This is a genomic window from Mycolicibacterium alvei, from assembly GCF_010727325.1.
Taxonomy (GTDB): domain Bacteria; phylum Actinomycetota; class Actinomycetes; order Mycobacteriales; family Mycobacteriaceae; genus Mycobacterium; species Mycobacterium alvei.
Window position 1 is genome coordinate 1,076,850 of record NZ_AP022565.1, and the last position, 26,276, is coordinate 1,103,125.

At 67.2% G+C, this 26,276-nt stretch carries 23 protein-coding genes; 5 read left to right on the forward strand and 18 right to left on the reverse strand.

All coding sequences use genetic code 11. The annotated features are described in order from the left end of the window. Window positions 1–145 precede the first annotated feature (145 nt). Window positions 146–523 (forward strand): ATPase, encoded by a 378-nt coding sequence (locus tag G6N44_RS05050; RefSeq protein ID WP_163661683.1) that lies wholly within the window; start codon window positions 146–148, stop codon window positions 521–523. On the opposite strand, the gene ppc is transcribed toward G6N44_RS05050, so the two are convergent. After that, window positions 520–3,324, reverse strand: a complete 2,805-nt coding sequence (ppc, locus tag G6N44_RS05055; protein WP_163661685.1) for a phosphoenolpyruvate carboxylase — start codon at window positions 3,322–3,324, stop codon at window positions 520–522. The two genes, G6N44_RS05050 and ppc, sit on opposite strands and share 4 nt — an antisense overlap. A 173-nt stretch (window positions 3,325–3,497) precedes the next feature. Between ppc and G6N44_RS05060 the strand changes: the two genes are divergently transcribed. Next, window positions 3,498–3,911 (forward strand): hypothetical protein, encoded by a 414-nt coding sequence (locus G6N44_RS05060; protein WP_163661687.1) that lies wholly within the window; start codon window positions 3,498–3,500, stop codon window positions 3,909–3,911. Between the two features lie 202 nt (window positions 3,912–4,113). Here G6N44_RS05060 and secG read toward each other — a convergent pair whose 3' ends face one another. The 8 genes from secG to uvrC all read right to left on the reverse strand — a co-directional run bounded on the left by secG (window position 4,114) and on the right by uvrC (window position 12,892). After that, window positions 4,114–4,347, reverse strand: coding sequence for a preprotein translocase subunit SecG (secG, locus tag G6N44_RS05065; RefSeq protein WP_163661689.1), 234 nt, complete (start codon window positions 4,345–4,347; stop codon window positions 4,114–4,116). Window positions 4,348–4,391: 44 nt separating this feature from the next. Continuing rightward, window positions 4,392–5,186 carry a triose-phosphate isomerase gene (tpiA, locus tag G6N44_RS05070; RefSeq protein ID WP_163661691.1) on the reverse strand — a complete coding sequence of 265 codons (795 nt, stop codon included), beginning with the start codon at window positions 5,184–5,186 and terminating at the stop codon, window positions 4,392–4,394. Window positions 5,187–5,189: 3 nt separating this feature from the next. Further along, window positions 5,190–6,416, reverse strand: a complete 1,227-nt coding sequence (locus G6N44_RS05075; RefSeq protein ID WP_163661693.1) for a phosphoglycerate kinase — start codon at window positions 6,414–6,416, stop codon at window positions 5,190–5,192. 5 nt (window positions 6,417–6,421) lie between these two features. Next, window positions 6,422–7,444 carry a type I glyceraldehyde-3-phosphate dehydrogenase gene (gene gap / locus G6N44_RS05080; RefSeq protein ID WP_163661695.1) on the reverse strand — a complete coding sequence of 341 codons (1,023 nt, stop codon included), beginning with the start codon at window positions 7,442–7,444 and terminating at the stop codon, window positions 6,422–6,424. A 286-nt stretch (window positions 7,445–7,730) separates the two neighbouring features. Further along, window positions 7,731–8,708, reverse strand: a complete 978-nt coding sequence (whiA, locus tag G6N44_RS05085) for a DNA-binding protein WhiA (protein ID WP_163661698.1) — start codon at window positions 8,706–8,708, stop codon at window positions 7,731–7,733. Continuing rightward, window positions 8,705–9,766: a uridine diphosphate-N-acetylglucosamine-binding protein YvcK gene (yvcK, locus tag G6N44_RS05090; RefSeq protein WP_163661700.1), complete on the reverse strand. Its 1,062-nt coding sequence runs from the start codon at window positions 9,764–9,766 to the stop codon at window positions 8,705–8,707. Before yvcK ends, whiA begins: the two co-directional genes overlap by 4 nt. Continuing rightward, on the reverse strand, window positions 9,763–10,677 hold the full coding sequence (gene rapZ, locus G6N44_RS05095; protein ID WP_163661702.1) for an RNase adapter RapZ: 915 nt from the start codon (window positions 10,675–10,677) through the stop codon (window positions 9,763–9,765). Before rapZ ends, yvcK begins: the two co-directional genes overlap by 4 nt. A gap of 37 nt (window positions 10,678–10,714) precedes the next feature. Then, window positions 10,715–12,892 (reverse strand): excinuclease ABC subunit UvrC, encoded by a 2,178-nt coding sequence (gene uvrC, locus G6N44_RS05100; protein WP_163661704.1) that lies wholly within the window; start codon window positions 12,890–12,892, stop codon window positions 10,715–10,717. A 56-nt stretch (window positions 12,893–12,948) separates the two neighbouring features. On the opposite strand from uvrC, the gene G6N44_RS05105 reads away from it, so the two are divergent. Continuing rightward, a complete protein-coding gene (locus tag G6N44_RS05105; RefSeq protein ID WP_276039749.1) occupies window positions 12,949–14,883 on the forward strand; it encodes a gamma-glutamyltransferase family protein in 1,935 nt (644 codons plus the stop codon). Window positions 14,884–14,892: 9 nt separating this feature from the next. On the opposite strand, the gene G6N44_RS05110 is transcribed toward G6N44_RS05105, so the two are convergent. The 4 genes from G6N44_RS05110 to G6N44_RS05125 form a co-directional block, all read right to left on the reverse strand. Then, window positions 14,893–15,357 (reverse strand): PH domain-containing protein, encoded by a 465-nt coding sequence (locus G6N44_RS05110; protein WP_372508215.1) that lies wholly within the window; start codon window positions 15,355–15,357, stop codon window positions 14,893–14,895. 6 nt (window positions 15,358–15,363) lie between these two features. Then, entirely contained in the window at window positions 15,364–15,843 is a 480-nt protein-coding gene (ribH, locus tag G6N44_RS05115) for a 6,7-dimethyl-8-ribityllumazine synthase (protein ID WP_163661706.1), read from the reverse strand. Beyond that, window positions 15,840–17,168 (reverse strand): bifunctional 3,4-dihydroxy-2-butanone-4-phosphate synthase/GTP cyclohydrolase II, encoded by a 1,329-nt coding sequence (locus G6N44_RS05120; RefSeq protein WP_163661708.1) that lies wholly within the window; start codon window positions 17,166–17,168, stop codon window positions 15,840–15,842. Before G6N44_RS05120 ends, ribH begins: the two co-directional genes overlap by 4 nt. Before the next feature lie 97 nt (window positions 17,169–17,265). After that, a complete protein-coding gene (locus tag G6N44_RS05125) occupies window positions 17,266–17,865 on the reverse strand; it encodes a riboflavin synthase (protein WP_163661710.1) in 600 nt (199 codons plus the stop codon). A 73-nt stretch (window positions 17,866–17,938) separates the two neighbouring features. Between G6N44_RS05125 and G6N44_RS05130 the strand changes: the two genes are divergently transcribed. Next, window positions 17,939–18,658 carry an LppX_LprAFG lipoprotein gene (locus G6N44_RS05130; protein WP_163661712.1) on the forward strand — a complete coding sequence of 240 codons (720 nt, stop codon included), beginning with the start codon at window positions 17,939–17,941 and terminating at the stop codon, window positions 18,656–18,658. Continuing rightward, a complete protein-coding gene (locus tag G6N44_RS05135; protein ID WP_163661714.1) occupies window positions 18,658–20,226 on the forward strand; it encodes an MFS transporter in 1,569 nt (522 codons plus the stop codon). The genes G6N44_RS05130 and G6N44_RS05135 overlap by 1 nt, the downstream gene beginning before the upstream one ends. Window positions 20,227–20,538: 312 nt before the next feature. On the opposite strand, the gene ribD is transcribed toward G6N44_RS05135, so the two are convergent. The 5 genes from ribD to G6N44_RS05160 all read right to left on the reverse strand — a co-directional run bounded on the left by ribD (window position 20,539) and on the right by G6N44_RS05160 (window position 26,265). Continuing rightward, entirely contained in the window at window positions 20,539–21,543 is a 1,005-nt protein-coding gene (ribD, locus tag G6N44_RS05140) for a bifunctional diaminohydroxyphosphoribosylaminopyrimidine deaminase/5-amino-6-(5-phosphoribosylamino)uracil reductase RibD (RefSeq protein ID WP_163661717.1), read from the reverse strand. Then, window positions 21,540–22,217, reverse strand: a complete 678-nt coding sequence (rpe, locus tag G6N44_RS05145) for a ribulose-phosphate 3-epimerase (RefSeq protein WP_163661719.1) — start codon at window positions 22,215–22,217, stop codon at window positions 21,540–21,542. The genes ribD and rpe overlap by 4 nt, the downstream gene beginning before the upstream one ends. 5 nt (window positions 22,218–22,222) lie before the next feature. Further along, window positions 22,223–23,632, reverse strand: coding sequence for an RsmB/NOP family class I SAM-dependent RNA methyltransferase (locus tag G6N44_RS05150; protein ID WP_163661721.1), 1,410 nt, complete (start codon window positions 23,630–23,632; stop codon window positions 22,223–22,225). Beyond that, the gene (gene fmt, locus G6N44_RS05155; RefSeq protein WP_163661723.1) at window positions 23,629–24,558 is read right to left on the reverse strand and encodes a methionyl-tRNA formyltransferase; all 930 of its coding nucleotides are present in this window, start codon (window positions 24,556–24,558) and stop codon (window positions 23,629–23,631) included. Before fmt ends, G6N44_RS05150 begins: the two co-directional genes overlap by 4 nt. Before the next feature lie 204 nt (window positions 24,559–24,762). After that, complete coding sequence (locus G6N44_RS05160) at window positions 24,763–26,265, reverse strand: HNH endonuclease signature motif containing protein (RefSeq protein ID WP_163661725.1); 1,503 nt, start codon at window positions 26,263–26,265, stop codon at window positions 24,763–24,765. Window positions 26,266–26,276: the final 11 nt, after the last annotated feature.

Below are 26,276 nucleotides of genomic sequence, written 5' to 3' on the forward strand. Positions count from 1 at the left end.
CCGGCCAGGTAGTCGGCCACCTGACGATTGGGTGTGACCAGGGCGGTCACCACAGCCGACCGGGTTCGGTGTTCGCAGAATTGCCGCACAATCATTCAGACGCGGTTGGTCCGCGTTTGGTTCCCCACCGGCCATACTGTCTGGCATGGCAGACAAAGGGGACGGCCGCGCCCGCCCGAATTCCGGACGGCAACGAATCCGGACGTTGACGCAGGCCGCACTCAATGCCGACATGACCGTCGAGCAGGTCGATACCCTGCTCACCGATCTCAGCAGCACCCTGGTCGACCTCAACCGGTCGACCGGCGGCCTGGACACCACGCTCGACCGCTTCAACGACACCATCACCCGGATCGATGAACTCGCACCCCGTCTCATCGGCGTGGTCGAGCGCCTTGAGTCGATCGTGGACCGCGTCGAGGTCATCGTCGGGATCGGCGAGGCGGTGATGTCGCCGCTGGCCGCCACGGAAAGCGCGGTGCGCGGAATGGTCAACCGGGTCCGCAAGAGCCTCGGGAGCTAGCCGCTGTTGCGCAGCGCTGTGGCCAAACCGCTCATGGTGAGCAGGATTCCTCGCTGCACCCGTTCGTCGGTATCCCCGCCGCGATACCTGCGCAGCAGCTCGACCTGCAGGTGATTCAGCGGTTCGAGGTAGGGGAACCGGTTGAACACCGAGCGGGCCAGAGCCGGGTTGTCGGCGAGCAGGTCGTCCTGGCCGGTGATCAGTTTGTACATGTCGATGGTGCGGGCGTACTCGGCGACGATCTTGTCGAACACCCTGGCCCGCAGTGCTTCGTCGTCGACCAGTTCGGAATACCGTGCCGCCAAACCCATATCCGCCTTGGCCAGCACCTGTGCCATGTTCGACAGCACCGTACGGAAGAACGGCCACCGCCGGTACAGATCCCGCAACACCGAGAGCCGGGTCTCGTCCTCGGCCGTCCACTGGGCGAATGCGGTGCCGGTGCCGTACCAACCTGGCAGCATCACGCGGGACTGGCTCCAGGCCAGCACCCACGGGATGGCCCGAAGGTCGGCGATGGAGGTGGTCGGTTTACGCGAGCTCGGCCGGCTGCCGATGTTGAGTGCACCGATCTCGCCGACCGGCGTCGAGGCCTTGAAGTATTCGACGAATCCCGGTGTCTCGTGGACTAATTCGGCATAGGCCCGCTGTGCCAAGGCAGACAACTCGTCGAGCACCTGATAGGCGGGCCCGGCGGCGTCACCGAGCCCCTCGACATCGAGGAGGGTGGATTCCAGCGTCGCAGCCAACAGGGTCTCCAAGTTGCGGTGTGCGATCCGTGGCTCGGCATACTTGGCCGCAATCACCTCACCCTGCTCGGTGATCCGCAACGATCCCTTCACCGCCCCAGGGGGCTGCGCCAGGATCGCGTCGTAGCTGGGGCCGCCCCCGCGACCCACGGTGCCACCCCGGCCGTGGAAGAGCCGCAACCGAATCCCGGTCGCGTCCGCGGCGTCGACGAGGTCGAGTTCGGCCCGATACAGCGCCCAGTTGGCGGCCAGGTAGCCGCCGTCCTTGTTCGAGTCCGAGTAGCCCAGCATCACTTCCTGATGGTGCCCGCGCGCGGCGACGATGCTGCGGTAGACCGGCAGCGCAAGCGCCGCCTGCAGGACCGCCGAACCCTGCTGCAGATCCTCGATGGTCTCGAATAATGGCACGATCCCGACGGGTGCATAGACCTCGCCGTGCGTCGCACCCGAAACATCGAGCAGGCCCGCCTCTTTGAGCAGGATCGCCGCTTCGAGCAGATCCGACACCGATTGGCACATGGAGATGATGTAGTTGGGCACGGCCTGGGCACCGAAGACGGTGACTGCCCGCGCCGCCGCACCGACGATGCCGAGTTCCTTGCGGGCCAACTCCGACAGCTCGGCGCCGGCACCGATCAGCGGGCGACGGGTGGCGATCTCGGCCGCGAGCAGTTCCACCCGCTGCGCCTCGGGCAGGGACGCGTAATCGGGATGCACTCCGGCCCAGGCGAGCAGCTCGGCGACAACCTGCTCGTGCACGTCGGAGTTCTGTCGCATGTCGAGGCCGCACAGGTGAAACCCGAATACCCGCACGGCCTCTCGCAGCCGGGTCAGCCGGTCGTCGGCCAGTACCGCGCTGCCGTTGGCGCGCAGCGAGGTATCGACGACGTCGAGGTCGGCCAGGAACTCCTCCGGGGTCCGGTATGCCGCCAGGCTCAGGTCGAGCTCGTGTTCGGGTTGTTCGTCCAAGATCTCACGGCCGGTGGCGGTCAGGCGGGCATGGATCACCCGCAGTGCCCGCCGGTAGGGCTCGTCGGCACGGACCGGCTCATGGCAGACGTCGGCCAGCGAGGTGAGCCCGTCGCTGACCGTGACCAGCCGCGCCGACATCGACAGCTCTTCTTCCAGTGCGGTGATCTCGGCGAAGTAGTGCGCAAAGGCCACATACGCGGCACGTCCGGTGGCCAGCCGGACCACCCCCGCGTCCACGTTCGGGTTGCCGTCACGGTCACCGCCGATCCAGCTTCCGGGCCGCAGGATCGGTTGCTCCAATAGTTCCGACCCGGGCCATCGGGCCTGCAACGCGGTGCGCACCTCGGCGTTGACCTGCGGGATGACCTCGAAAAATGCGGCCGGGTAGTACCGCAGACCGGTTTCGATCTCGTCGGAGATCTTGAGTCGCGCCAAGCGCACCAGCGCGGTCTGCCACAGCGTGAGGATATGGCGGCGCAACTCGACCTCGATGTCGCGGCCGTCGGCGGTGCGGGTCAGGCCGTGCATGCGCAGCCGCATCAACTCGGTGATCCGGTGCTGGGTGTCGAAGACGGTCCGGCGCCGGGTTTCGGTGGGATGAGCGGTGATCACCGGCGCGACCAGGGCGCCGTGCAGGGCGTCGGCGACGGCCGTCGCTTCCAGGTGGGCCTGATCCAGCTTGAGATACGTCGCTTCCAGGCTGCTGTCCTGCGGTGGCTCGCCGGCCGCCACGTGCACCGCACGGCGGCGTTCACGGTGGATGTCCTCGGCAACGTTTGCCAACAGCGCGAAGTGGGTGAAGGCACGGATGACCGGGATCGCCTGGTGGATATCGATATCGGAGAACAGGTCGGCCAGCTCGGCTCGGTCGATCTCCGAACGGCGGACCCGGAAGGATTCCACCCGGGCCCGCTCGACCAGCTCGAAGACCTGGTCGCCGTTCTGTTCGCGCACGGTGTCACCGAGGATTGCACCGAGCAGCCGGATATCGTCGCGCATCGGCTCGGTAGCCTCGCGGCCCAGCGGGGTGCGCTGCACCGCACCGATCGGATCCAGCGCGGTGTCGGTGCCGTCAGCCATGTCCCCAGTATCCGTGCAGCCACGGTGTGCCGCAGGGCGGCGACGACGGGACCGCACTTGACAACGCAACGACCGGGCCGCGCGATTCGTCAAATCTCTCGACAGCCCGACCGGATACGGCGGAGCATGTTGTGAATCAGCTGTGAATGTTCCGGCGAACTCAGGAGGCCACGATGGCCACGATCAAACTTTTACGCCCCACCTGTTGGGACCGATGGGCGCAGGGCGCCGTTCTGAGCGCGACGTTGGGGCTCGGCGTGCTGGCCGCGCCCGCCGTGGCGATTGCCGCACCCGACGACGGCACCTGGGATGTCGAGACGTACGACGATTGCATGAGCAAGACGGTCAGGAACGCCGACCTGTGCTGCCTCGACTCCGGCGGCGTGCCCACCTCCGATTCCAACGACACGCAGTCCGACGGGTCGCCCAACTGTTACGCACCGCCTGCTCAGCAGGCCGGCGTCGAACGGGGCACCGCCCCGAGGCCCCCGCGGGCGATCATCGACACGCCCATGGAGCCCGCGACCGAGCTGGCACCGGGTATCGGTCCGAACCGGCCGCTGCCGACGGTCGTCGCTCCCGGATAACGGCAGTCGAAACCTCCGTCCGGTTCGCGCACGGCGGGTCAGAGGACGAAGCGTTCGCACAGCCAGAACACCGCAGGCATACCGAAGACCATCCCGAGCAGCAGGAAGTTGGCGACACCGTTGTACTGCTGTGGCACGGGACCGAGCGCGCCGCGCGGGCTGGGTACCCCACGGACGATCGACTCGGCCAGGGGCGCCGGGGTTAGCCGTACTTGATCAGCAGACCGACGCCGAGGATCGACACCAGCCAGATACCGGCCACGAACAACGTCAGCCGGTCGAGGTTCTTCTCGACCACGGTGGAGCCGGACAGGCTGGACTGGACACCGCCACCGAACAGGGTGGACAGGCCGCCACCTTTGGCACGATGCAGCAGCACCAAGAGCACGACCAGCACGCTGGTCACGACCAGAGTGATCTGCAGGGCCAATTCCATGGCTGTAAGACTACCCGGTGAGGTGTCCGGTCCAGGCCCCCGGGTTACGGCAGCGGTCCGCCCGCGGCGATGGCCGACAGCGTGGCGAACTGCTCGCCGTCCAACGAGGCACCGCCGACGAGAGCGCCGTCCACGTCACCCTGCGCCACGATCTCACCGACGTTCTTGGCATTGACCGACCCGCCGTAGAGCACCCGGACACCGGCCGCGAGCTGAGGCGAGGCCAGATTCCCCAGCTCGGCGCGAATGGCCTTGCAGACTTCCTGGGCATCGGCGGCACTGGCCACCCGGCCGGTGCCGATGGCCCACACCGGCTCGTAGGCGATGACGGCCTGCCCGATCTGCTCTGCGCTGAGCCCGGCCAGGGACCCGCGCAGGGAGTTCACGTTGAACTCGACGTGGTTGCCCGCCTCGCGCACTTCGAGCTGTTCGCCGATGCAGATGATCGGCGTGAGGCCGTGCTTGAACGCCGCGGCCGCCTTGGCGGCCACCAGCTCATCGGTTTCGCCGTGGTAGGTCCGCCGCTCGGAGTGCCCCACCACCACGAAACTGCATCCGAGCTTGGCCAGGAACGCTCCGCTGATCTCACCGGTGTAGGCGCCCGAATCGTGCTGGGACATGTCCTGGGCGCCATAGGTGAGCCGCAACTTGTCCCCGTCGACCAGCGTCTGCACGCTGCGCAGGTCGGTGAACGGCGGGATGACCGTCACATCCACCTTGTCGAAGTACTTGTCCGGCAAGGCGAACGCGATCTTCTGCACCAGCGCGATGGCCTCGAAATGATTGAGGTTCATCTTCCAGTTGCCCGCGATCAACGGCTTGCGTGCGGCTTTCGACATGGTCTAGGACTCCAGTACTTCGATGCCGGGCAGGGTCTTGCCCTCAAGGTATTCCAGTGACGCGCCGCCACCGGTCGAGATATGCGAGAAGCCGTCCTCGGGCAGCCCGAGTTGTCGCACCGCGGCCGCCGAATCGCCGCCGCCGACGACGCTGAACGCACCCTTTTCGGTGGCACCGATGATCGCCTCGGCCACCCCCTTGGTACCCGCCGAGAACGCCGGGAACTCGAATACGCCCATCGGTCCGTTCCAGAACACGGTCTTGGCGTTGGACAGCAGCGCAGTGAAACGCCTGACCGACTCCGGACCGATGTCCAGACCCATCTTGCCCTCGGGAATGCGGTCGGAGGCCACGGTTTCCGGTTCGGCATCGGCGGCGAACTTGTCGGCCACCACGATGTCGACCGGCAGGTGGATCACGTCGGCGTAAGTGTCCAACAGTCGCCTGCAGGTGTCTATCATCTCAACCTGGCACAGCGAGGTGCCCACCGAAACCCCTTGTGCAGCAAGGAATGTGAAGCACATGCCGCCACCGATGACGATGCTGTCGGCCTTGGTGGCCAGGTTCTCGATGACGGCGAGCTTGTCAGAGACCTTGGAACCACCGAGCACCACGGCGTAAGGGCGCTCGGTCGAGCTGGTCAACTGCTCGAGCACCGTGACCTCGGTGGCCACCAACGTGCCCGCGTAGTGCGGCAGCAGGGTGGCGACGTCGTAGACCGAGGCCTGTTTGCGGTGCACCACACCGAATCCATCGGAGACGAAGGCACCCGGTGAACCGTCGGGACCCTCGACCAAGGCTGCCAATTCACGGGCCAGCGCCAGCCGCTCGGCGTCGTCCTTGCTGGTCTCCCGCGGGTCGAAGCGGATGTTCTCCAACAGCAGCACGTCGCCGTCGGTGAGTCCCTCGGCGCGAGCCAGCGCATCGGTGCCGACCACGTCACCCGCCAGCTGCACGTGGCGACCGAGCTTCTCCCCCAGCGCCGCGGCGACCGGCGCCAGCGACAGTTTCGGGTCCGGAGTTCCCTTGGGACGTCCCAGATGCGCGGTGACGACGACCTTCGCGCCGGCCTCGGCCAGCGCTTTGAGCGTCGGGACCGAGGCGATGATGCGGCCCTGATCGGTGATGGTGCCCTCGTCATCGAGGGGGACGTTGAGGTCGGAGCGAACGAGTACGCCCCGCCCCTCCACACCCTCGGCCAACAGGTCAGCGAGTGTTTTAACAGTCATTGGTATTAGAGCGACTTCCCTACGAGTGCGACCAGATCAACGAGACGGTTGGAGTAGCCCCACTCGTTGTCATACCAGGAGACGACCTTGGCCTGGTTGTCGATGACCTTAGTCAGGCCGGAGTCGAAGATCGAACTGTGCGGGTCGGTGACGATGTCGCTAGACACGATCGGCGCGTCGTAGTACTTCATGATCCCCTTCATCGGCCCCTCGGCGGCGGCCTTCATCGCGGCGTTGATCTCGTCGGCGGACGCCGACTTGGCCAGCTCGGCGGTCAGGTCGGTGGCCGAACCCGTGGGGATCGGCACGCGCAACGCGTAACCGTCCAACTTGCCTTTCAGTTCAGGTAAGACGAGGCCAATTGCTCTTGCGGCGCCGGTGGAGGTCGGGACGATGTTCAGCGCGGCGGCGCGCGCGCGGCGCAGATCCCGGTGCGGGCCGTCCTGCAGGTTCTGGTCCTGGGTGTAGGCGTGGATGGTGGTCATCAGGCCCCTGACGATGCCGAACTCATCGTTGAGAACCTTGGCCAGCGGGCCGAGGCAGTTCGTGGTGCACGAGGCGTTGGAGATGATGTTCTGGCTGCCGTCGTACTTGTCGTCGTTGACGCCCAGCACGATGGTGATGTCCTCATCAACGGCAGGCGCCGAGATGATGACCTTCTTGGCCCCGGCATCGAGGTGCCCCTGGGCCTTGTCGCGCTTGGTGAAGATGCCGGTCGACTCGACGACCACGTCGACGCCGAGGTCGCCCCAGGGCAGCGCCGCCGGGCCTTCCTTTATTGCGAGGGCCTTGATCACCTTGTCGCCGATGACGATGGTGTCCTCGCCGTCGAGGCTGACCTCCTGGGGCAGACGACCCAGGATCGAGTCGAACTTCAGCAGGTGAGCCAGGGTGGCGTTGTCGGTGAGATCGTTGACAGCCACGATTTCGATGTCGGTGTTTGTGCCCTCGGCCTGCTGCGAGGCCAGGGCCCGGTAGAAGTTGCGCCCGATGCGGCCGAAGCCGTTAACGCCTACCCGGATGGTCACGTGACTCTCCCTACAGTTGCCGTTAACTGAACTGCCCGCCGCCAGCCTAGTGCTGATGCCGCCCCGCTGCGCGTCCTGGTCAGTGCACCAGATATCGGCGGCGCGTAGGGCGAGTTGGTCGAGTTCGTGCCGGTCCTGGCCGACCAGATCGGCCGTGCGTCGCGTCGACGAACAGCGCGTGGTCCCTCGCCAGCTATCCCTGGCATGTCGAGGCGCTGAATCGTCAGCATCTGCACTTCACGCTCGACAGCCGTTGCGGTTTCGGTGTTTTCACTCCACCGTGGGATCAGGCGTCGTCGAGCAGATCCGCGGTCACCGCCGACTCGGTGTCGGGCAGCCCTTCCTGCTTGGCCTTGCGATCGGCCATCGAGAGCAAGCGCCGGATACGGCCTGCCACAGCATCTTTCGTCATCGGCGGATCGGCAAGCCGACCCAATTCCTCCAGCGATGCCTGCCGGTGCTCGACCCGCAATTTGCCCGCCGCAGCCAGATGATCGGGCACCCCGTCACCGAGGATGTCCAACGCACGCTCCACCCGGGCAGCCGCAGCAACCGCAGCCCGCGCCGATCGGCGCAGATTCGCATCGTCGAAATTGGCCAGGCGATTGGCCGTGGCACGGACCTCGCGGCGCATGCGCCGTTCCTCCCACGTCAGCCGCGTGTCCTGGGCACCCATCCGGGTAAGCAACGCGCCGATCGCCTCCCCGTCGCGCACCACCACCCGGTCAGCGCCACGCACCTCACGGGCCTTGGCACTGACCCCGAGCCGCCGCGCCGCACCCACCAGGGCCAGGGCAGCCTCCGGGCCGGGGCAACTGACCTCGAGCGCCGAGGACCGCCCCGGCTCGGTCAGCGATCCATGGGCGAGGAACGCACCGCGCCACGCCGCCTCGGCGTCACCGACGCTGCCGCCGACCACCTGCGCGGGAAGTCCTCGCACCGGGCGCCCACGAAGGTCGAGCAGTCCGGTCTGCCTCGCCAACGCCTCGCCGTCGGCGGCCACCCGCACCACATAGCGGGTGTTCTTGCGGATGCCGGTGGCCGACAGCACGTGCACCACCGCGTTGTACCCGTACAGGTCGTGAATGTCCTTGCGCAGCCGCCGCGCGATGATCCCGAGATCCACCTCGGCTTCCACCACCACCCGGCCGGCCACGATGTGCAGGCCGCCGGCAAAACGCAACAACGACGCCACCTCAGCGCGGCGAGCGCTCACCGAGTTGACTACCAGGCGGCTCAGCTCGTCCTTCACTTCGGCTGTCATCGCCACGGATCGTCCCCTCTCGGTGTTTTCGGTGCCGGCTCCTGGTGCGCAACGTCGACCGACCTCGCAGCGGGCGTGGGCACGGTCGACTCCTGCACTGCCCGGCCGGGTGCCGCCGCGCGCAGCCGAACCCCCTCCAGCACCGCAGCCAACTTCGCCGGGTCATGTAAAGGTGTACCAGGTCGGGACACGTCAGCAAACTCAACCCGGGCATTGAGGATGTTGGCCGTGCGGCTGAGTTGCTCTCGTTCACGGTCGCTCGGCACTCGGCTGGCATCGACGATGATGTCATGCACGCTGAAGTCCGGAGCATGCTGGGCCAGAACGTGGATATGACGTTCCGCCGAGAACCCCGCCGTTTCGCCCGGCTCTGCAGCCAGATTCAACACGAGCGCACGCCGCGCCGTCGTCGCCCGCAAAGCCGCCGCCAACTGCGGCACCAACACGTGCGGGATCACACTGGTGAACCACGACCCCGGCCCGAGCACCACGAGATCGGCGCTCATGATGGCCTCCACCGCCTGCCGGGTAGCCGGCGGATCCCCGGGCAGCAACCTCACCCGCCGGACCTTTCCCACCGTGGTGGCGATCGCCACCTGACCGCGAATCACCCGGCTCATCCTGGGGTCGGACTCCAGACCGGCAACATCGGCCTCGATCTGCAGAGCGATCGGGCACATCGGCAGCACCCGGCCCTTCACCCCGAGAATCCGTCCGAGTTCGTCGAGTGCCGCTACCGGGTCGGCCAGCACCTCGCTGAGGCCCGCCAACAGCAGATTACCGATCGGATGACCGGCCAGTGCGCCGCTCCCACCGAATCGGTGCTGAAAGATAGTCGCCCACAACCGGCCATGCGGACTGTCAGAAGCCAAGGCCGCCAATGCCATTCGCAAGTCGCCGGGAGGCACAACATCAAGTTCGCTGCGCAGCCGACCCGATGAACCGCCGTCGTCGGCAACCGTCACCACGGCCGTCACGTGCGGGCTGAGCCGCCGCGCCGCCGACAAGGTGGCGTACAACCCGTGCCCCCCACCGAGGGCGACAATCCGCGGGGTCATTCGCGGCCCAGATCGCGATGCAGCACATGAACGGTGAGCCCGTCACCGCCCTGCAACCGCTCCGCCAACGCCTCGGCGATCGCCACACTGCGGTGTTTGCCGCCCGTACACCCGATGGCGACGGTCATATAACGCTTCCCCTCCCGGCGGTAACCGGCGATCACCACGTCCAACAGACGATGGTAGGTGTCGAGAAATTCTCTGGCCCCAGGTTGGCCCAGGACGTAGTCACGCACATCCGGATGTTGGCCGCTGTGCGGCCGTAACTCGTCCACCCAGTGCGGATTCGGCAGGAACCGGACATCCATCACGGTGTCCGCATCCATCGGCAGGCCGTACTTGTAACCGAATGACTCCACGGTGACATTCGTGTAGGCGACGGTCTCACCGCCGAACGCACGCTCGATGCTCTCCCGCAAGGCCGGCACCGGAAGCGCAGACGTGTCGATCACCAGATCGGCCGCCGCGCGCACCGGTGCCAACAACGCCCGCTCGGCGGCGATCCCCTCGGCCAGGGTCTGCGTACCCTGCAGCGGATGACTGCGGCGGTTCTGCTCGTAGCGTCGCACCAGAATGTCGTCAGACGCCTCCAGGAACAACACCCTCGGTGTGATGCTGCGCGCTGCCAACTCGTTGCGCACCCAATCCAGATCACCGGTGAAGCCTCGCGACCGTACATCCATCACCACGGCCAGCTGGGTGATCCGCGATCCGGCGGCCAACCCCAACTCGACCATGCGAGCGATCAGCTCCGGGGGCAGGTTGTCGGCGACATACCAGCCGAGGTCCTCCAGCACCTTGGCGGCGGTACCGCGACCGGCACCCGACAGTCCGGTGACCAGGACCACGTCGATCCCCGAATCCGCGTCCCCACCACCGATGATGCTGCCCTCGCGCAGGTGTTCGTTCATGCGCGATCCGCCTGGCCTGTCATGTCCCCGTTACCCGTCATCCCGACACCGTCCGTCGATCATCCTCGATAACCGTTGCGGGCACCCCTGAATCGCCCAGTCCGGTGCTGTTCTCACTTCGCGGCTCGCCGCCGGGCTCACTTCGCGGCTCGCCGCCGGGCTCACTTCGCGGCTCGCCGCCGGGCTCACTTCGCGGCTCGCCGCCGGGCTCGATTGGCGGCTCGCCGCCGGGCTCGATTGGCGGCTCGCCGCCGAGCGCGGCGAGGACCGCCCTCGCCGTCGTCACACCGATCCCCGGCACCGCCGTGATCTCCTCCACCGTCGCTTCCTTGAGTCGGGCCACCGAACCGAAATGCGTCACCAACGCCTTGCGGCGCTGTTCGCCCAACCCCCGCACCGAGTCGAGTGCCGAGGCGGTCATCCGCTTCGACCGCTTGCTGCGGTGGTAGCTGATCGCGAACCGGTGCGCTTCGTCGCGCACGCGCTGCAACAAATACAGCCCCTCACTGTTTCGCGGGAAGATCACCGGATCCGGCTCGGAAGGCACCCACACCTCCTCCAGCCGCTTGGCCAGCCCGATCACCGCGACATCGGTGACACCCAGCTCGTCGAGTACCGCCGCAGCCGCGTTGACCTGAGGGGCGCCGCCGTCCACCACGAACAGATTGGGCGGGTAGGCGAACCGGCGCGGACGCTGATCAGTACCCGCCTCCGGCTGCGCATCGCTCACGTGCCGCAGGAAACGACGTCGCGTCACCTCCGCGATCGAGGCGACGTCGTCCGAGCGCCCGTCACCGGCAGCCTCACGGATCGCGTAATGCCGGTAATCCGACTTGCGCGGCAACCCATCCTCGAACACCACCAGTGAGGCCACCACATCGGTGCCCTGCACGTGGCTGATGTCTATGCACTCGATCCGCAGCGGCGCATCCTCCAGACCCAGGGTGTCCTGAATGCTCTGCAGCGCTTCCGATCTCGCATTGAAGTCGCCGGCACGCCTGAGCTTGTGCTGGGCCAGCGCCTCATGCGCATTGCGCGCAACAGTCTCCGACAGCGTGCGTTTGTCGCCCCGTACCGGCACCCGCAGGCTCACCCGCGAACCGCGAAGTCCCGACAGCCATGCCGCCAGTTCCTCGGCATTCGGCGGGAGCACCGGCACCAGCACCTCCCGCGGCACCGGGTTGGTCGCCTCATCGGCTGCACCCCCCAGTTCGGCCTGCTCACCGTAGAATTGGGTGAGGAACTGTTCGACCAATTGTTGTCGCCCAGATTGACTCTGGTCCTCCGTCGCCACCGGGGCGGCTCCGGGGTCCGAATCACGGGTCGCCTCCGGCTCCGAAGACTTCTCGACGATCCAGCCGCGCTGGCCACGCACCCGGCCACCCCGCACGTGGAACACCTGCACGGCGGCCTCGAGATCGTCGTCGGCGAACGCCACCACGTCGGCATCGGTGCCGTCGCCGAGCACCACGGCCTGCTTCTCCAACGCACGCTTGAGCGCGGCAATGTCATCGCGCAGCCGGGCGGCCCGCTCGAAGTTCAATTCCTCGGCGGCCGCGGCCATCTGCTGTTCCATGTCGCGGGCCAGCCGGTCGGTCTTGCCCGACAGAAAATCGCAGAAGTCCAGAACGATCCGCCGGTGCTCCTCGGCACTGACCCGGCCGACGCACGGCGCCGAGCACTTGTCGATGTAGCCGAGCAGGCAGGGACGGTCGATCTGCCTGTGCCGCTTGAACACTCCCGCCGAACATGTCCTGGCCGGGAACACCCGGGTCAGCAGGTCGAGCGTCTCCCGGATGGCCCAGGCATGCGAATACGGGCCGAAGTACCGCACTCCCTTGCGTCGGGGTCCGCGGTACACCATCAGCCGCGGGTACTCCTCGTTGAGCGTCACCGCCAGCACCGGGTAGGTCTTGTCATCGCGGTAACGGATGTTGAAGCGTGGATCGAACTCCTTGATCCAGTTGTACTCCAACTGCAGTGCCTCGACCTCCGTGCTGACCACGGTCCACTCGACACTGCCCGCCGTCATCACCATCTGCCGGGTGCGCGGCGCCAGGCTCGAAATATCGGCGAAGTACGACGCCAGCCGACTCCGCAGGCTCTTGGCCTTACCGACGTAGATGACCCGACCGTGCGGGTCCCGGAACCGGTACACGCCCGGCTCCACTGGTATCGATCCGGGCGCCGGCCGGTACGTCGCTGGATCGGGCACGGTTTCCAGGTTACTGCCGCGATCCGGGTCAACTCCGCTACCGTCGAACTGTGCGGTTGCCGGCGTCCACCCGTTCTGTGATCACGCTGCTCAGTGCCGTTGCTGTCGTCGCTGTCGTCCTTGCCGGATGCGCCGACAGCAGCCGGCGCCCGGCCAGTACCTACGCCGGGCCGTGCCAGATCCTGTCCAACGGCACCCCGGAGCCCAAGGCCCCGTCGACGCCAAATCGGGCGACCAACCCCGAGATCGGCACCGGGTACCGCAGCGACATGACGGCCGTCCGCACCTCCACGTACGCGGTGGCCACCGCCAATCCGCTGGCCACCGAAGCGGCCTGCAAGGTGCTGCGCGACGGTGGCACCGCGGCCGACGCACTGGTGACCGCACAGGCGGTACTCGGGCTCGTCGAACCGCAGTCCTCCGGGATCGGCGGCGGCGGGTTCCTGCTCTACTACGACGCCGCAGGCGACACGGTGCGCACATTCGACGGGCGTGAAACGGCACCGACCGCGGCGACCGAGAACTACCTGCGCTGGGTGTCGGAGACCGACCGCACCGTCCCCAAACCCGATGCGCGGTCATCGGGTCGCTCGATCGGGGTGCCCGGCATCGTGCGACTGCTCGACGATGTCCACCGCCAGTTCGGCAAGCTGGACTGGCGCGACCTCTTCGACCCGGCCGTGTCGATGGCAGATCGGGGATTCGACGTCAGTCCGCGCCTGGCTGCCGCGATCGAGGACGCCGACGCCCAACTCCGGGTGGACCCCGCCGCCGCCGGTTACTTCCTCAACCCCGACGGAAGTCCCAAACCGGCCGGCACCCGCATGACCAACCCGGCCTACGCGAAAACCCTGGGCGCCATCGCATCCGAGGGCGCTCAGGCGTTCTACACCGGTGACATTGCCCGCGCTGTCGTGGCCGCCGCCACCGACACCAGCGGCGGGCGCACGCCGAGCGCCATGACCGCGCACGATCTCGCCGGCTACACCGTCCGGCAGCGTGACCCGGTGTGCACCACCTACCGTGGTCACGAGGTCTGCGGAATGGCACCGCCGTCATCGGGCGGCATCGCGGTGGCGGCCACCCTCGGCATGCTCGAGCACTTCCCGATGAGCGACTACAAGCCGGCCCATGTCGACCCGAACGGCGGTCATCCGTCGGTAACCGGAGTGCACCTCATCTCCGAGGCCGAACGGCTCGCATACGCCGATCGCGATCGCTACGTTGCCGATACCGATTTCGTCCCACTGCCCGGTGGATCCCCCGAAACCCTGCTCGACGGTGCCTACCTCACCGGCCGGAGCGCGCTGATCTCCAGGAACCACACGATGGGCATCGCCGCACCCGGGGACTTCGCGCCGCCGATAACCACACCGCCGGCACCCGAGCACGGCACCAGCCAGATCAGCGTGGTCGACCGTTTCGGCAACGCGGCGTCGCTGACCACCTCGATCGAGTCGGCGTTCGGATCGTTCCACATGGTCGACGGATTCCTGCTGAACAACCAGCTCACCGATTTCTCGGCCGAGCCGATCAGCGTCGAAGGTCAGCCGATACCCAATCGCGTCCAGCCCGGCAAGCGCCCGCGGAGCACCATGGCCCCCACCCTGGTCTTCGACAAGACCGGGCCGCAACGGGGTCCGCTTTATGCGGTCCTGGGCTCCCCCGGTGGCCCGCTCATCATCCAGTTCATCGTGAAAACCCTTGTCGGCATGCTGGATTGGGGTCTGGATCCACAGCAGGCGATATCCATGATCAACTTCGGCGCGGCCAACACGCCCGTCACCAACGTGGGCGGTGAGCATCCGTTGGTCGACACCGCCGCCAACGGCGACCGCGATCAACTGGTCGAGGGCCTGCGCGCACTCGGGCATCAGGTTTCGCTGGCCGATCAGCCCAGTGGGCTCTCAGCCCTGGTACGGGCGTCGCCGGGCTGGATCGGCGGGGCGGACCCCCGCCGCGAAGGCCTGGCGCTCGGCGATACCGGCTGACCGGGCGCCTCAGCCCGGATTCGGGCGGTAACGGTCGATCAGGTCCCGAACCTCGTCCATCGCCTCGATCGCACGACCCTTGTCGACTGCCTGGATCGCCATCACCGGGATGTACTCATCGTCGGGTAGATCCAGCCGGGCCCAGCGGGCGCCGACCGGGAACGACAGTCCGAGCACCTCCGGCCATGGAATCACCTTGAAACTGATCAGATTCCGGACCGCTACTCCCGACGGGCCCACCCGCAACCGCGGCCGTGCGAACATCAGCACAACCGCGCCGATGATTGCCCCGAGCAGGGCGATCGCCACCTGATCGGAGGTCTGGAAGACCACGCCGGTAGATCCCACCTTCAGCAGCGCTCCGACCGTCACGTGCGCCAAGAAGATGATCAGCGCCGCACCGTAGGCGAAATACGGTGTGCGATGAGGCCGGATGTCAACATCCCAGGTTTCCGTCGTCATATCTTCAGCCATGGCATGTCACGCCTTGGCACGCAGTTCCCGCAGCGTCAGCGCGGTGGACAACGCTGCTGCCGCCGCCTGGGCGCCCTTGTCCTCCGTCGAGTCCGGGAGACCGGCTCGGTCCAGGGCCTGGGCCTCGTTGTCGGTGGTCAGCACACCGTTGGCGACCGGAGTGGACGCGTCGAGCGACACCCGGGTCAAGCCCTGCGTCACCGCGTCGCACACGTAGTCGAAATGCGGGGTCTGGCCGCGGATTACCACACCCAGCGCCACCACCGCATCATGAGTGGCCGCCAATGCCTGTGCCACCACCGGGATTTCGATGGCCCCGAGTACCCGCACCACCGTCGGATCGCCGATACCGGCGTCAGCGGCGACCTTGCGCGCACCGTCGAGCAGCGCATCGCAGATCTGGGTGTGCCAGGTGCTTGCCACGATCGCCAGCTTCACATTCGCAGCGTCCACCCGGGGCAGGTCGGGAACTCCGTGGCCGCTCACAGGCTCGAACCCGAATCGGTCGCGCTGGGCGGCCGGCGGTCACCGAGCAGGTACACCGCCTCGTCGTAGTCGTCCATACTCACCGCTTCGTCGTAATCTTCGAGGCCGACGAGGTCGTGGCCCATCCGGTCCCGCTTGGTCATCAGGTAGCGGATGTTCTCCGAGTTCGCCCGCACCGGCAGCGGAACCCGCTCGATGATGTGCAGCCCGTAACCATCCAGGCCGACCCGCTTGGCGGGGTTGTTGGTCAGCAGGCGCATGGACCGGATACCCAGGTCGACCAGGATCTGCGCCCCGATGCCGTAGTCACGGGCGTCGGCAGGCAGGCCGAGCTTCAGATTCGCGTCGACGGTGTCCTCGCCGGCGTCCTGCAGCTGATAGGCCTGCAGCTTGTGCATCAGACCGATGCCCCGGCCCTCGTGCCCACGCATGTAGAGCACCACACCACGGCCTTCGCGGGCCACCATCGCCATCGCGGCGTCCAGTTGCGGTCCGCAGTCACAGCGCCGGGAGCCGAACACGTCACCGGTCAGGCATTCCGAGTGCACCCGGACCAGGACATCGTGGCCGTCACTGGTGGGCCCGCAGATGTCGCCGCGGACCAGCGCGACATGCTCGACGTCTTCGTAGATGCTCTTGTAACCCACTGCCACGAACTCGCCGTGCCGGGTCGGGATCCGCGCCTCGGCGATGCGCTCGATGTGCTTCTCGTGCTTGCGGCGCCACTCAATGAGATCGGCGATGGAGATGAGCGCCAGGTCGTGATCGTCGGCGAACACGCGCAGCTCGTCGGTGCGCGCCATGTCGCCCTCGTCCTTCTGGCTGACGATCTCGCAGATCGCCCCGGCGGGCTGCAGCCCGGCCAGGCGGGCCAGGTCCACCGCGGCCTCGGTGTGGCCCGGGCGGCGCAGCACGCCACCGTCTTTGGCACGCAGCGGAACCACATGGCCGGGTTTGGTGAAGTCGTCGATCGCCGAGCCGGGATCGGCCAGCGCTCGCATGGTGGTAGCCCGGTCGGACGCCGAAATACCGGTTCCCACATTCTTTTTCGCATCCACCGTGACGGTGTAGGCAGTTCCGTGCTTGTCCTGGTTGACCGCGTACATCGGCAGCAGGCCCAGGCGGTCGCAGACCTCACCGTCCAACGGCACGCACAGATAACCGGAGGTGTAACGGACCATGAAGGCGACAAGTTCAGGGGTGGCCTTCTCGGCAGCGAAGATGAGATCGCCCTCGTTCTCGCGGTCCTCGTCGTCGATCACCACCACGGCTTTGCCCGCCGCGATATCGGCTATCGCCCTCTCGACGGAATCGAGCCTGGTCATCTGCGCCACCTTGCCTGTTCTCATGCCAGGTCCCCACGGCGGGACCATATGCCGACTCCAGTATGAACCACCGAAATCCAGCGGTTATTGCCAGCTCTTACTCACCGGTACCGGCCATCAACCGCTCAACATATTTCGCGATGATGTCGACCTCGAGATTGACCGTCGTCCCCACGGCCGCCTGGCCCAGCGTGGTGAGCTCACGCGTCGTGGGAATCAACGACACCTCGAACCAGTCATCAGCCACCGCCGACACCGTCAGCGAGACCCCGTCCACGGTGATCGAGCCCTTCTCCACCACATAACGCGACAGCGTGGCAGGCAGACCGATGCGCACCACTTCCCAGTGGTCGAAGGGCGTGCGGGAAACCACAGTGCCGGTGCCGTCCACGTGCCCCTGCACGATGTGTCCACCGAGGCGACTGTTGACCGCGGCGGCCCGCTCCAGGTTCACCTGGCTGCCGACACCGACCCCACCCAGGCTCGAGCGGCTGAGCGTCTCCCCCATGACGTCTGCGGTGAACGCACCGTCGGGCAGCACGTCCACCACGGTGAGACAGACCCCGTTCACCGCGATCGAGTCGCCGTGACCGGCATCGGAGGTGACCACAGGGCCGCGGATGGTGAACCGGGCGGCATCCGTGAGCTCCGCTTTATCGACCAGGACACCCAGCTCTTCAACGATTCCGGTGAACACGTCGACCAGAGTATTCAGTCCACCTCGGGTTGGAGAAAACGCCCGACCGCCGCGAGCCTCTACGATGCAAGTCATGCAGACGCGCCCACGCTTCGCAGTCCAGTCCCTACTCGCCACTTTCTTCGCAGCGACCGCGCTTGTCGCGGGCTGCTCGTCGTCGTCGTCCACGGAGACGTCGACAGCGCCACTGCCCGATGCGGCACAGGTCCTCCAGGAGTCCGCGGCCAGCACCAAGGCCCAGCAGAGCGTTCACCTGCTGCTGACCGTCCAGGGCACGATCGACGGCCTTCCCATCGAGAAGCTCGACGGTGACCTGACGAATACTCCCGAGGTGGCCGCCGAGGGCACCACCGACCTCATCGCTTTCGGCCAGAAGATCGAGGATGCAAAGTTCGTCGTCGCCGACGGAAACCTCTACGCCGCGTTGACCCCCGGCGACCCGCTGTCCAATTACGGACCGGCCGAGAAGATCTACGACATCTCGGCCATCCTGAACCCCGACACCGGCCTCGCCAACGTGCTGGCGAACTTCAGCGACGCCAAGGCCGACGGCCGTGAATCGATCGGCGGCACCGAGGGTGTCCGGGTGACCGGCACCGTCAGCGCCGACGCGGTCAACAAGATCGCCCCGCAGCTCAAGGCCACCGGCCCGGTCCCGGGAACCGCCTGGATCACCGAGGACGGGAACCACACCCTGCTGCAGGCCAAGCTCGAACCCACCCCCGGGAACAGCGTCACCATGACCCTGACTGACTGGGGTAAGCAGGTCACCGTCACCAAGCCCGCGTCCTGATGCGGGGTGCGCAGTCGGTGAGCGCCGGCCGCAACCGCCACATCGCGATCAGCGCGGGCAGTCTTGCCGTGCTGCTCGGTGCCCTCGACACCTACGTCGTGGTCACGATCATGACCGACATCATGTCCGACGTCGGCATCCCGATAAACAAGATCCAGCAGGTCACACCGATCATCACGGGCTATCTGCTGGGCTATATCGCCGCCATGCCGCTGCTGGGCCGGGCCTCGGACCGGTTCGGGCGCAAGATGCTGATCCAGGTCGGACTGGCCGGTTTCGCGGTCGGTTCGGTGATCACCGCACTGTCCGGCAACCTGACCACTCTGGTCATCGGCCGCATCGTCCAGGGCACCGCGAGCGGTGCGCTGTTGCCGGTGACCCTCGCGCTGGCCGCCGATCTGTGGGCCGCACGTAGCCGCGCCGCGGTGCTGGGCGGCGTCGGCGCCGCACAGGAATTCGGCAGTGTCCTGGGCCCGCTCTACGGCATCGGCGCGGTCGCGCTGTTCCATCACTGGCAGGCCGTGTTCTGGATCAATGTGCCGCTGGCCGTCATCGCCATGGTGATGATCCACTTCAGCCTGCCGGGCAAGGAGCCGAGCGACCAGCCGGAGAAGGTCGACGTCGTCGGCGGCGTCCTGCTGGCGATTGCGTTGGGCCTGGCCGTCGTCGGTCTGTACAACCCCGAACCGGACGGCAAGCAGATCCTGCCCAGCTGGGGTCTGCCGCTCCTGATCGGTGCGCTGGTGGCAGCCGTCGCGTTCTTCGTGTGGGAGAAGGTGGCCCGGACCCGGCTGATCGAACCTGCGGGGGTGAAGTTCCGGCCGTTCCTGGCTGCGCTTGCCGCCTCGTTGTGTACCGGTGCGGCGCTGATGGTCACGCTGGTCAATGTCGAACTGTTCGGGCAGGGCGTTCTCGGCAAGGACAAGTACGAGACCGCCTTCCTGCTGCTGTGGTTCCTGGGCGCCCTGCCGATCGGCGCGCTGGTCGGCGGCTGGATCGCCACCCGCGTCGGGGATCGCATCGTCACCTTCGTCGGCCTGATGATCGCGGCCGGTGGCTTCTGGCTGATCACCCACTGGTCGATGGACGTGCTCGACGCCTCCTACGACCTGGGTCTGTTCCGTGTGCCGGTGCTGGACACCGATCTGGCGCTCGTGGGTCTGGGACTCGGGCTGGTGATCGCTCCGCTCACCTCCGCAGCGCTGCGGGTGGTGCCTGCCGCACAGCACGGGATCGCCTCGGCATTCGTGGTGGTGGCTCGGATGATCGGCATGCTGATCGGCATGGCGGGGCTGTCCGCCTGGGGCCTGTTCCGCTTCAATCAGCACCTGGCCGGCCTGGCGGCCGCGGCGAACTCCACCGAAATGTCGCTGCAGGAGCGGCTGGCGTCGCAGGCAGTCCGCTATCGCGAGGCGTACGTCGCCATGTACGGCGATATCTTCGGGATCACCGCGCTCGTCTGCGTGGTGGGTGCGGTGCTCGGCCTGCTGATCGCCGCGCGCAACGTCCACGTCGACGAGCCGGTGCAGCTACCCCAGGAGCAGCCGACGGGTCACCGATCCAGCTGATCGGTTCAGCAGCGCTCGACCCCGGGGCTCAGCAAGCGTGGCGCCCGGCCGGCCTCAGTTGGCCGGTCGGGCAACGCAATACGTAGTGGGACACGCACCAGCGCGCGGATCGTGCGAGGGGTCCATGCGGGAATGGGGACCCAGTCCTGCAGTGCAGTCATGCTCGCGTCCTTTGCTCGTGTTCACCTGGCGCACATTCGGCAGTGAAACGCGCTCTGGTACGAGTGTACCGATCGTCACCGACAATGCCCGGTATTTCAGGGCCGTAATTTAGGTCACCCTAACTAAAGCTGGCCAACTGCTGCGAGCCTGCTATCCGTTGGGCACCAAGCTCAGACGGACATCCGGACCGATCGCGTTGATGCCGTCGAATCGCCAACGCTGAGCATGCACCATGCTGAGCACCCCGATGTCGTCGACCGCAGTGATCGGTCCACCCAGCAATATCGGTGCGACATAAGCCACGATCCGGTTGATCACGCCGGCCCGCAGGAAGGCCCCGGCCAGCGTCGGCCCGCCCTCCAGGATCACGTCGGTCCGGTCCCCCAGGGACCGCAGCACCTCATGTGGATCATGCGTGCGGATCAGCATGGTGCGCGAATCGTCGTTGAGCACATTGGCGTCCGGCGACACCTCGCGCATACCCACCACCACGCGCAGCGGTTGACGGTCGGCGAGCGACCCGTCGGGCCTGCGTGCGGTCAGCGTCGGATCATCAACGAACACCGTGCCGGTGCCGACCACGATCGCTTCCGCCACAGCGCGTTTACGATGCACGTCGGCACGTGCGGCCTCACTGGTGATCCACTGGCTGGACCCGTCGGCAGCAGCGCTGCGTCCGTCCACGCTGGTCGCGAATTTCCATGTGACATGCGGCGATCCGGTGCGCTGCTTGTGCAGCCACTCGCGCAGCGGTCCCTTTTCGACCTCGTCGGCCAACACCCCGGCACTGACGGTGACGCCGGAATCAGAGAGGCGTTGCGCCCCGCCTTCCGCTTCCGGGTTGGGGTCGGACACCGCAAAGATGACCGTCGAAATACCCGCTGTGAGAAGCGCATCCACGCACGGCGGGGTGCGACCGTGGTGATTGCACGGTTCCAGGGTGAGGACGGCGGTGCCGCCCTTGGCACGGTCGCCGGCCACCTGCAACGCCACCACCTCGGCGTGCGGACCACCGACCGGTTGCGTCCCGCCGACCCCGGCGATCTGCCCGTCGCGGTCCAAGATCACCGCACCCACGGGCGGATTGGGATAGGTCGAGCCCTTGACCTGTTCGGCTTGTTTGATGGCCAGCCGCATCGCGGCCTCGGGCGTCATAGCGCCAGATGTCTTGAGGCGCTCGCGGCCTGCAGGCGCAGGGATTTCACCGCAGCTGCCGGATCGGCCGCGCTGTACACCGCGGACCCGGCTACGAAGCAGTCCACGCCGGCCTCGGCGGCCTGCTCGATGGTGTCGGCATTGATGCCTCCGTCGATCTCGACGACGATGGTCAATTCTCCGGAGTCGACGAGGCGGCGCACCGTGCTCACCTTGGAGAGCACCTCCGGGATGAACTTCTGTCCGCCGAACCCGGGCTCCACCGACATCACCAGCAGGGTGTCGAACTCCTTGAGGATCTCCAGGTACGGCTCCAGCGGAGTGCCCGGTTTCACCGAAAGGCCGGCCTTGGCACCGGCGGCGCGGATATCGCGGGCCACGCCGATCGGGTTGTCGGTCGCTTCGGCGTGGAACGTGACGTTGTAGGCACCCGCCTCGGCGTACGGCGGCGCCCAGCGCTCCGGCTGATCGATCATCAGGTGGCAGTCCATCGGGATGTCGGTCACCTTCAGCAGCGACTCCACGACCGGCATGCCCAGCGTCAGGTTGGGCACGAAGTGGTTGTCCATGACATCGACATGCAGCCAGTCGGCCCCGGCCACCGCGGCGACCTCATCGGCGAGCCGCGCGAAATCGGCGGACAGGATGGACGGGGCGATCAGGGGTTCTGCCATGGCGATCAGCCTACTTTTAGCACGGCGGCGAACATCGCATCGGTCCCGTGCCGGTGCGGCCACAGCTGGACATGCGGTCCGTCGCCGAGATCGTCGGCCGGGGCGAACAACTCCCGCGCATCCAGCTGAGTCACCGGATACCGGCGCACCGCATCGGCCACCACCCCGACCGTTTCAGCCAGATGAGGCGAACAGGTCGCGTAGAGGACCACACCACCGGGGCGGGTCAGCTTGATGGCCGCGGCCAGCAGCTCACGCTGCAGTTTCGCCAGCCCGGGGACATCGGCGGGCTGACGACGCCACCGCGCCTCGGGGCGCCGGCGCAGCGCGCCCAACCCGGTGCAGGGGGCATCGACGAGGACCCGGTCGAATCCGGGTTCCAGACCGGATTCCCGTCCGTCCACACGGTGCACGTCGACGTCGAGCCCGCGAACGTTCTCCTCGACCAGATCGGCGCGGCGTGGTGCCGGTTCGACCGCGGTGACGCGTGCACCCGAGGCCGCGCCGATGGCGGCCAGCAGGGCGGTCTTGCCACCCGGTCCGGCGCACAGATCGAGCCAGCGGCCGGTGTCCGGGCCGTCGAGTCCGGCCAGCGTCAGCGCACGGGCCACCAACTGGCTGCCCTCGTCCTGGACCTGGGCGGCGCCGTCACGCACGGCTGCCAACTGACCGGGATCACCGCCGGGCAAGTAGACCGCATACGGCGAGTAGCGGCCCACCGTGCCGTCGGCCTGTGCGGCCAGTTCGGCGGCGGTCAGGGCGGTGGGCCGCGCCGCCAGATGCACCAGGGGACGCTCGTCGTCACTGGTCAGCAGGGCGTCGAGTTCACCGGCCCTGGCCCCGAGCGCGTCGGTGAAGGCCTGGGCGATCCATCGCGGGTGGGCGTGCACGAACGCCGCATGCCCGACCGGATCGGTGGCCATCGGCGGTGCCAGCTGCTCCATCCATTCCGCTTCGGCGCTGCGGGAGATCGTCCGGAGTACGCCGTTGACGAAACCGGCTCGGGCCGTATCGAATTCGATGCCGGCCTGTTCGACGGTGGTGGATACCGCGGCATGCGGCTCGACCCGGGTACGCAGCAGTTGGTAGGTGCCCAGGCGCAACAGGTCGAGCAACACCGGATCGATCTGCTCGGGTGGGCGCCCGGCTGCCGCAGCGATGACCGCGTCGAGCAGCCCCCGGCTGCGGCAGGCGCCGTAGGTCAGCTCGGTCGCGAACGCCGCGTCGCGCCCCTCAATCCCCCGCTCCCTCAGTAGGGCGGGCAGGGCCAGGTTGGCGTAGGAGTCACGTTCCGACACCGCGCGCAGCACGTCGAACGCCGCCCGGCGGGCCGGGTCCAGTGGCGTGCGTCTGGTCGGGCGCTTGCCTTGCGACGCACGATTGGGCCGGTTCGGACGGTTGGTTGGCCTGCTCATGATGCGCGCACCGTTTCCTCCAACCGTGCGCCGCGGGCCCAGTCGGCGGCGTTCATGAGTTTCTTTCCGGGCGGCTGGATCTGCCCGAGCTGTACCGGTTGCGAGCCCGTACCGACCAGCACCGCGTTGCGTTCGACCCGGATGTCACCGGGTTCCAACGAGACGTCCGACTGCGCCAGGGTGACCGGACCGACCTTGATCCGCAGGTCCCCGATTGTCGTCCAGGCGCCGGGATTCGGGGTGACCGCCCGGATACGCCGGTCGATGACGTGGGCCGGGAGATCCCAGCGCACCCGGGCCGACTCCACCGTGATCTTGGGTGCCAGGCTGACTCCGTCGGCCGGTTGCGGTACCGCGGTCAGCGCCCCTTCGGCGATGCCGTCAAGAGTGGACTCCAGTAGTTCGGCTCCCGAATCAGCAAGCCGCCCAAGCAGATCGCCCGCAGTGTCGGTGTCGCGTACCCGCTCGGTCACCACCCCATAGACCGGGCCGGAGTCCAGTGCCGGCTCGATCAGGAACGTCGTGGCTCCGGTCACCTCTTCGCCCGCCGCCAGGGAGGCCTGTACCGGTGCCGCCCCGCGCCAGGCCGGTAGCAACGAGAAGTGGAGATTGATCCAGCCGTGTTGCGGCACGGCGAGCAGGCGCTCGCTCAGCAGCGCACCGTAGGCGACCACCGCACAGCAGTCCGGTGCCAGCTCGGACAGCTCGGCGACGAACTCGTCGGAGTTGGGCTTGGCCGGTCGCAGAACCGGGATGTCGTGTTCGAGCGCCAGCTGCGCGACCGGCGATGGAGCGGGTTTGCCGCGACGTCCGGCCGCGGCGTCGGGCCGGGTCAGCACCGCGACCACCTCATGACGGGGCGAGTCGATCAGCCGCTGCAACGACGGGAGGGCAGGCTCTGGAGTTCCGGCAAAGACAAGACGCACCGAATCAGTTTAGGTATCCGGCCCGCTGCTCCCCTAATGGCTCGGCTCATCGACGTCGAGTTGACGCAGAGCTGCCGTCCGGGCTCGAGCAGTTGCCCATCGCTGCCCCCGACTCAAGGAATCAGGCCCAGCATGTCGAGTTTGCGCGTGTCGGAGCTCAATCATGTTGTGCAGCAGCGTGGTTGGGCTGAATTGGGGCGGGTTCTAGCCGTCGCCAGATTCTTCCGGTGGGACCAGGAGTTCTTCGGGGTGGAAGTGGTGGTTGAGGGTGTCTTGGCCGGTGTTCATCAGGGGTGGTGGATGCCAGTGGATGCGGCCGGTGTGTGGGTCGATGCTGGTGGTCCAGCCCAGTCCGATGAGGCGGTTGTCGGGTCCGCAGCTCAGGGCAAGGTCGGGGGCGTCGGTGTGTCCGCCGTGTTGCCAGTCGGCTTGAGCGTGGTGGACCTGGCAGTGGTCGGCCGGTGCGGTGCAGCCGGGGCGGGTGCAGCCGCGGTCGCGGTTGTAGAGCAGGAGCCGTTGGGCTTTGGTGGCCAGTCGGGTGGTGCGGGCCATGTAGAGCGGTTCGGCGGTGTGGTGCTCGTAGACGATCAGGTAGTGAAAGCTGTGCGATGCCAAGCGGAGGAGGTCTGTCATCGGCATCCGCAGGCCCGCCCCGGTGATGGCGATGCCGGCCCCGGCTTCCAGTTCGGCCAGGGTGGTGGAGACGACCACGGTGACCGGCAGGCCGCCGTGCTGGCCGAGTCGTTTGGACATCAGCAGTTCGCGCAGTGCCACTTTGAGTGCGTCGTGGTTGCGCTGGGCCTGGGTTCGGGTGTCGCGGCTCGCCGCCTCCCGCTGCGCTCGCTGACCTGGGGACTCGTCGGTAGCAGCCGGCTCAGGCTGGGGCTCGGGCTCGGGTTCGGCCTTTGCGTCTGGGGCGTCGGCGCCTGGGGCGTCGGGAGTGTCGAGCGGGTTGGGCGTGGGGTTGTGGACTGGTTGTTGGTCACCGGGGTTGTTGATGCCGGGTGCGCCCCACACGCCGGTGACAGTGGTCAGATATGCCGCTGTCTCGGGGTCGAGCCAGCCCTGGATATGAACCAGTCCGTCGGGATCTTGTTTGCCGACACGTAGTCCACGTAGGTGGGCGGCGACATCGGGTGAGTCGCCGTCTTGGTTGAGCAGATAGAGCAGTTTGTCCGCGGCGGCCTTGAGCGTTTCGGGGGTGTCGCGAGTGGCTGCGGCCACCAGGTCGGTTTCGATCTGGGCGAGTTCAGCGGGGCTCAGGTACTTTTCGGCTTTGGCGACGGTGTCGCCGATGATCGTGATGTGTTCAGTGTTGATCGCCCCGGACAGCAGCCCCTCGGCGCATGCGGGCAGTAGCGGTTCCAGCACCTCACCGCCGATGGCATAGCGCGGCCCGAGGTCGACGGCTGCGGCCACGCGGCGTGACGCTTCCTTGCCGCTGATCCGCATCCGGGTGGCCAGCACATCCTTCCAGGACTTGCCGCCGATCTCGTGCGGGGCGGCCTGAGCCATCAGGGCGGCTTGAATCCGGTGATCGATCATCGCCTGCGTGCGGGCCTGCTGCTCGCGCTGGGACTGCATCGCCAACAACTCGGCGGTGTCGAACCCGGTGAAATCACTGTCAGCCAGCGCCGCGGTCGCGGCCAGGTGGCCGGCGAGTGCGGTCTGTACCGCGTCCCGGCTCTGCACCAACCCAACCTTCATGATTCGAACAC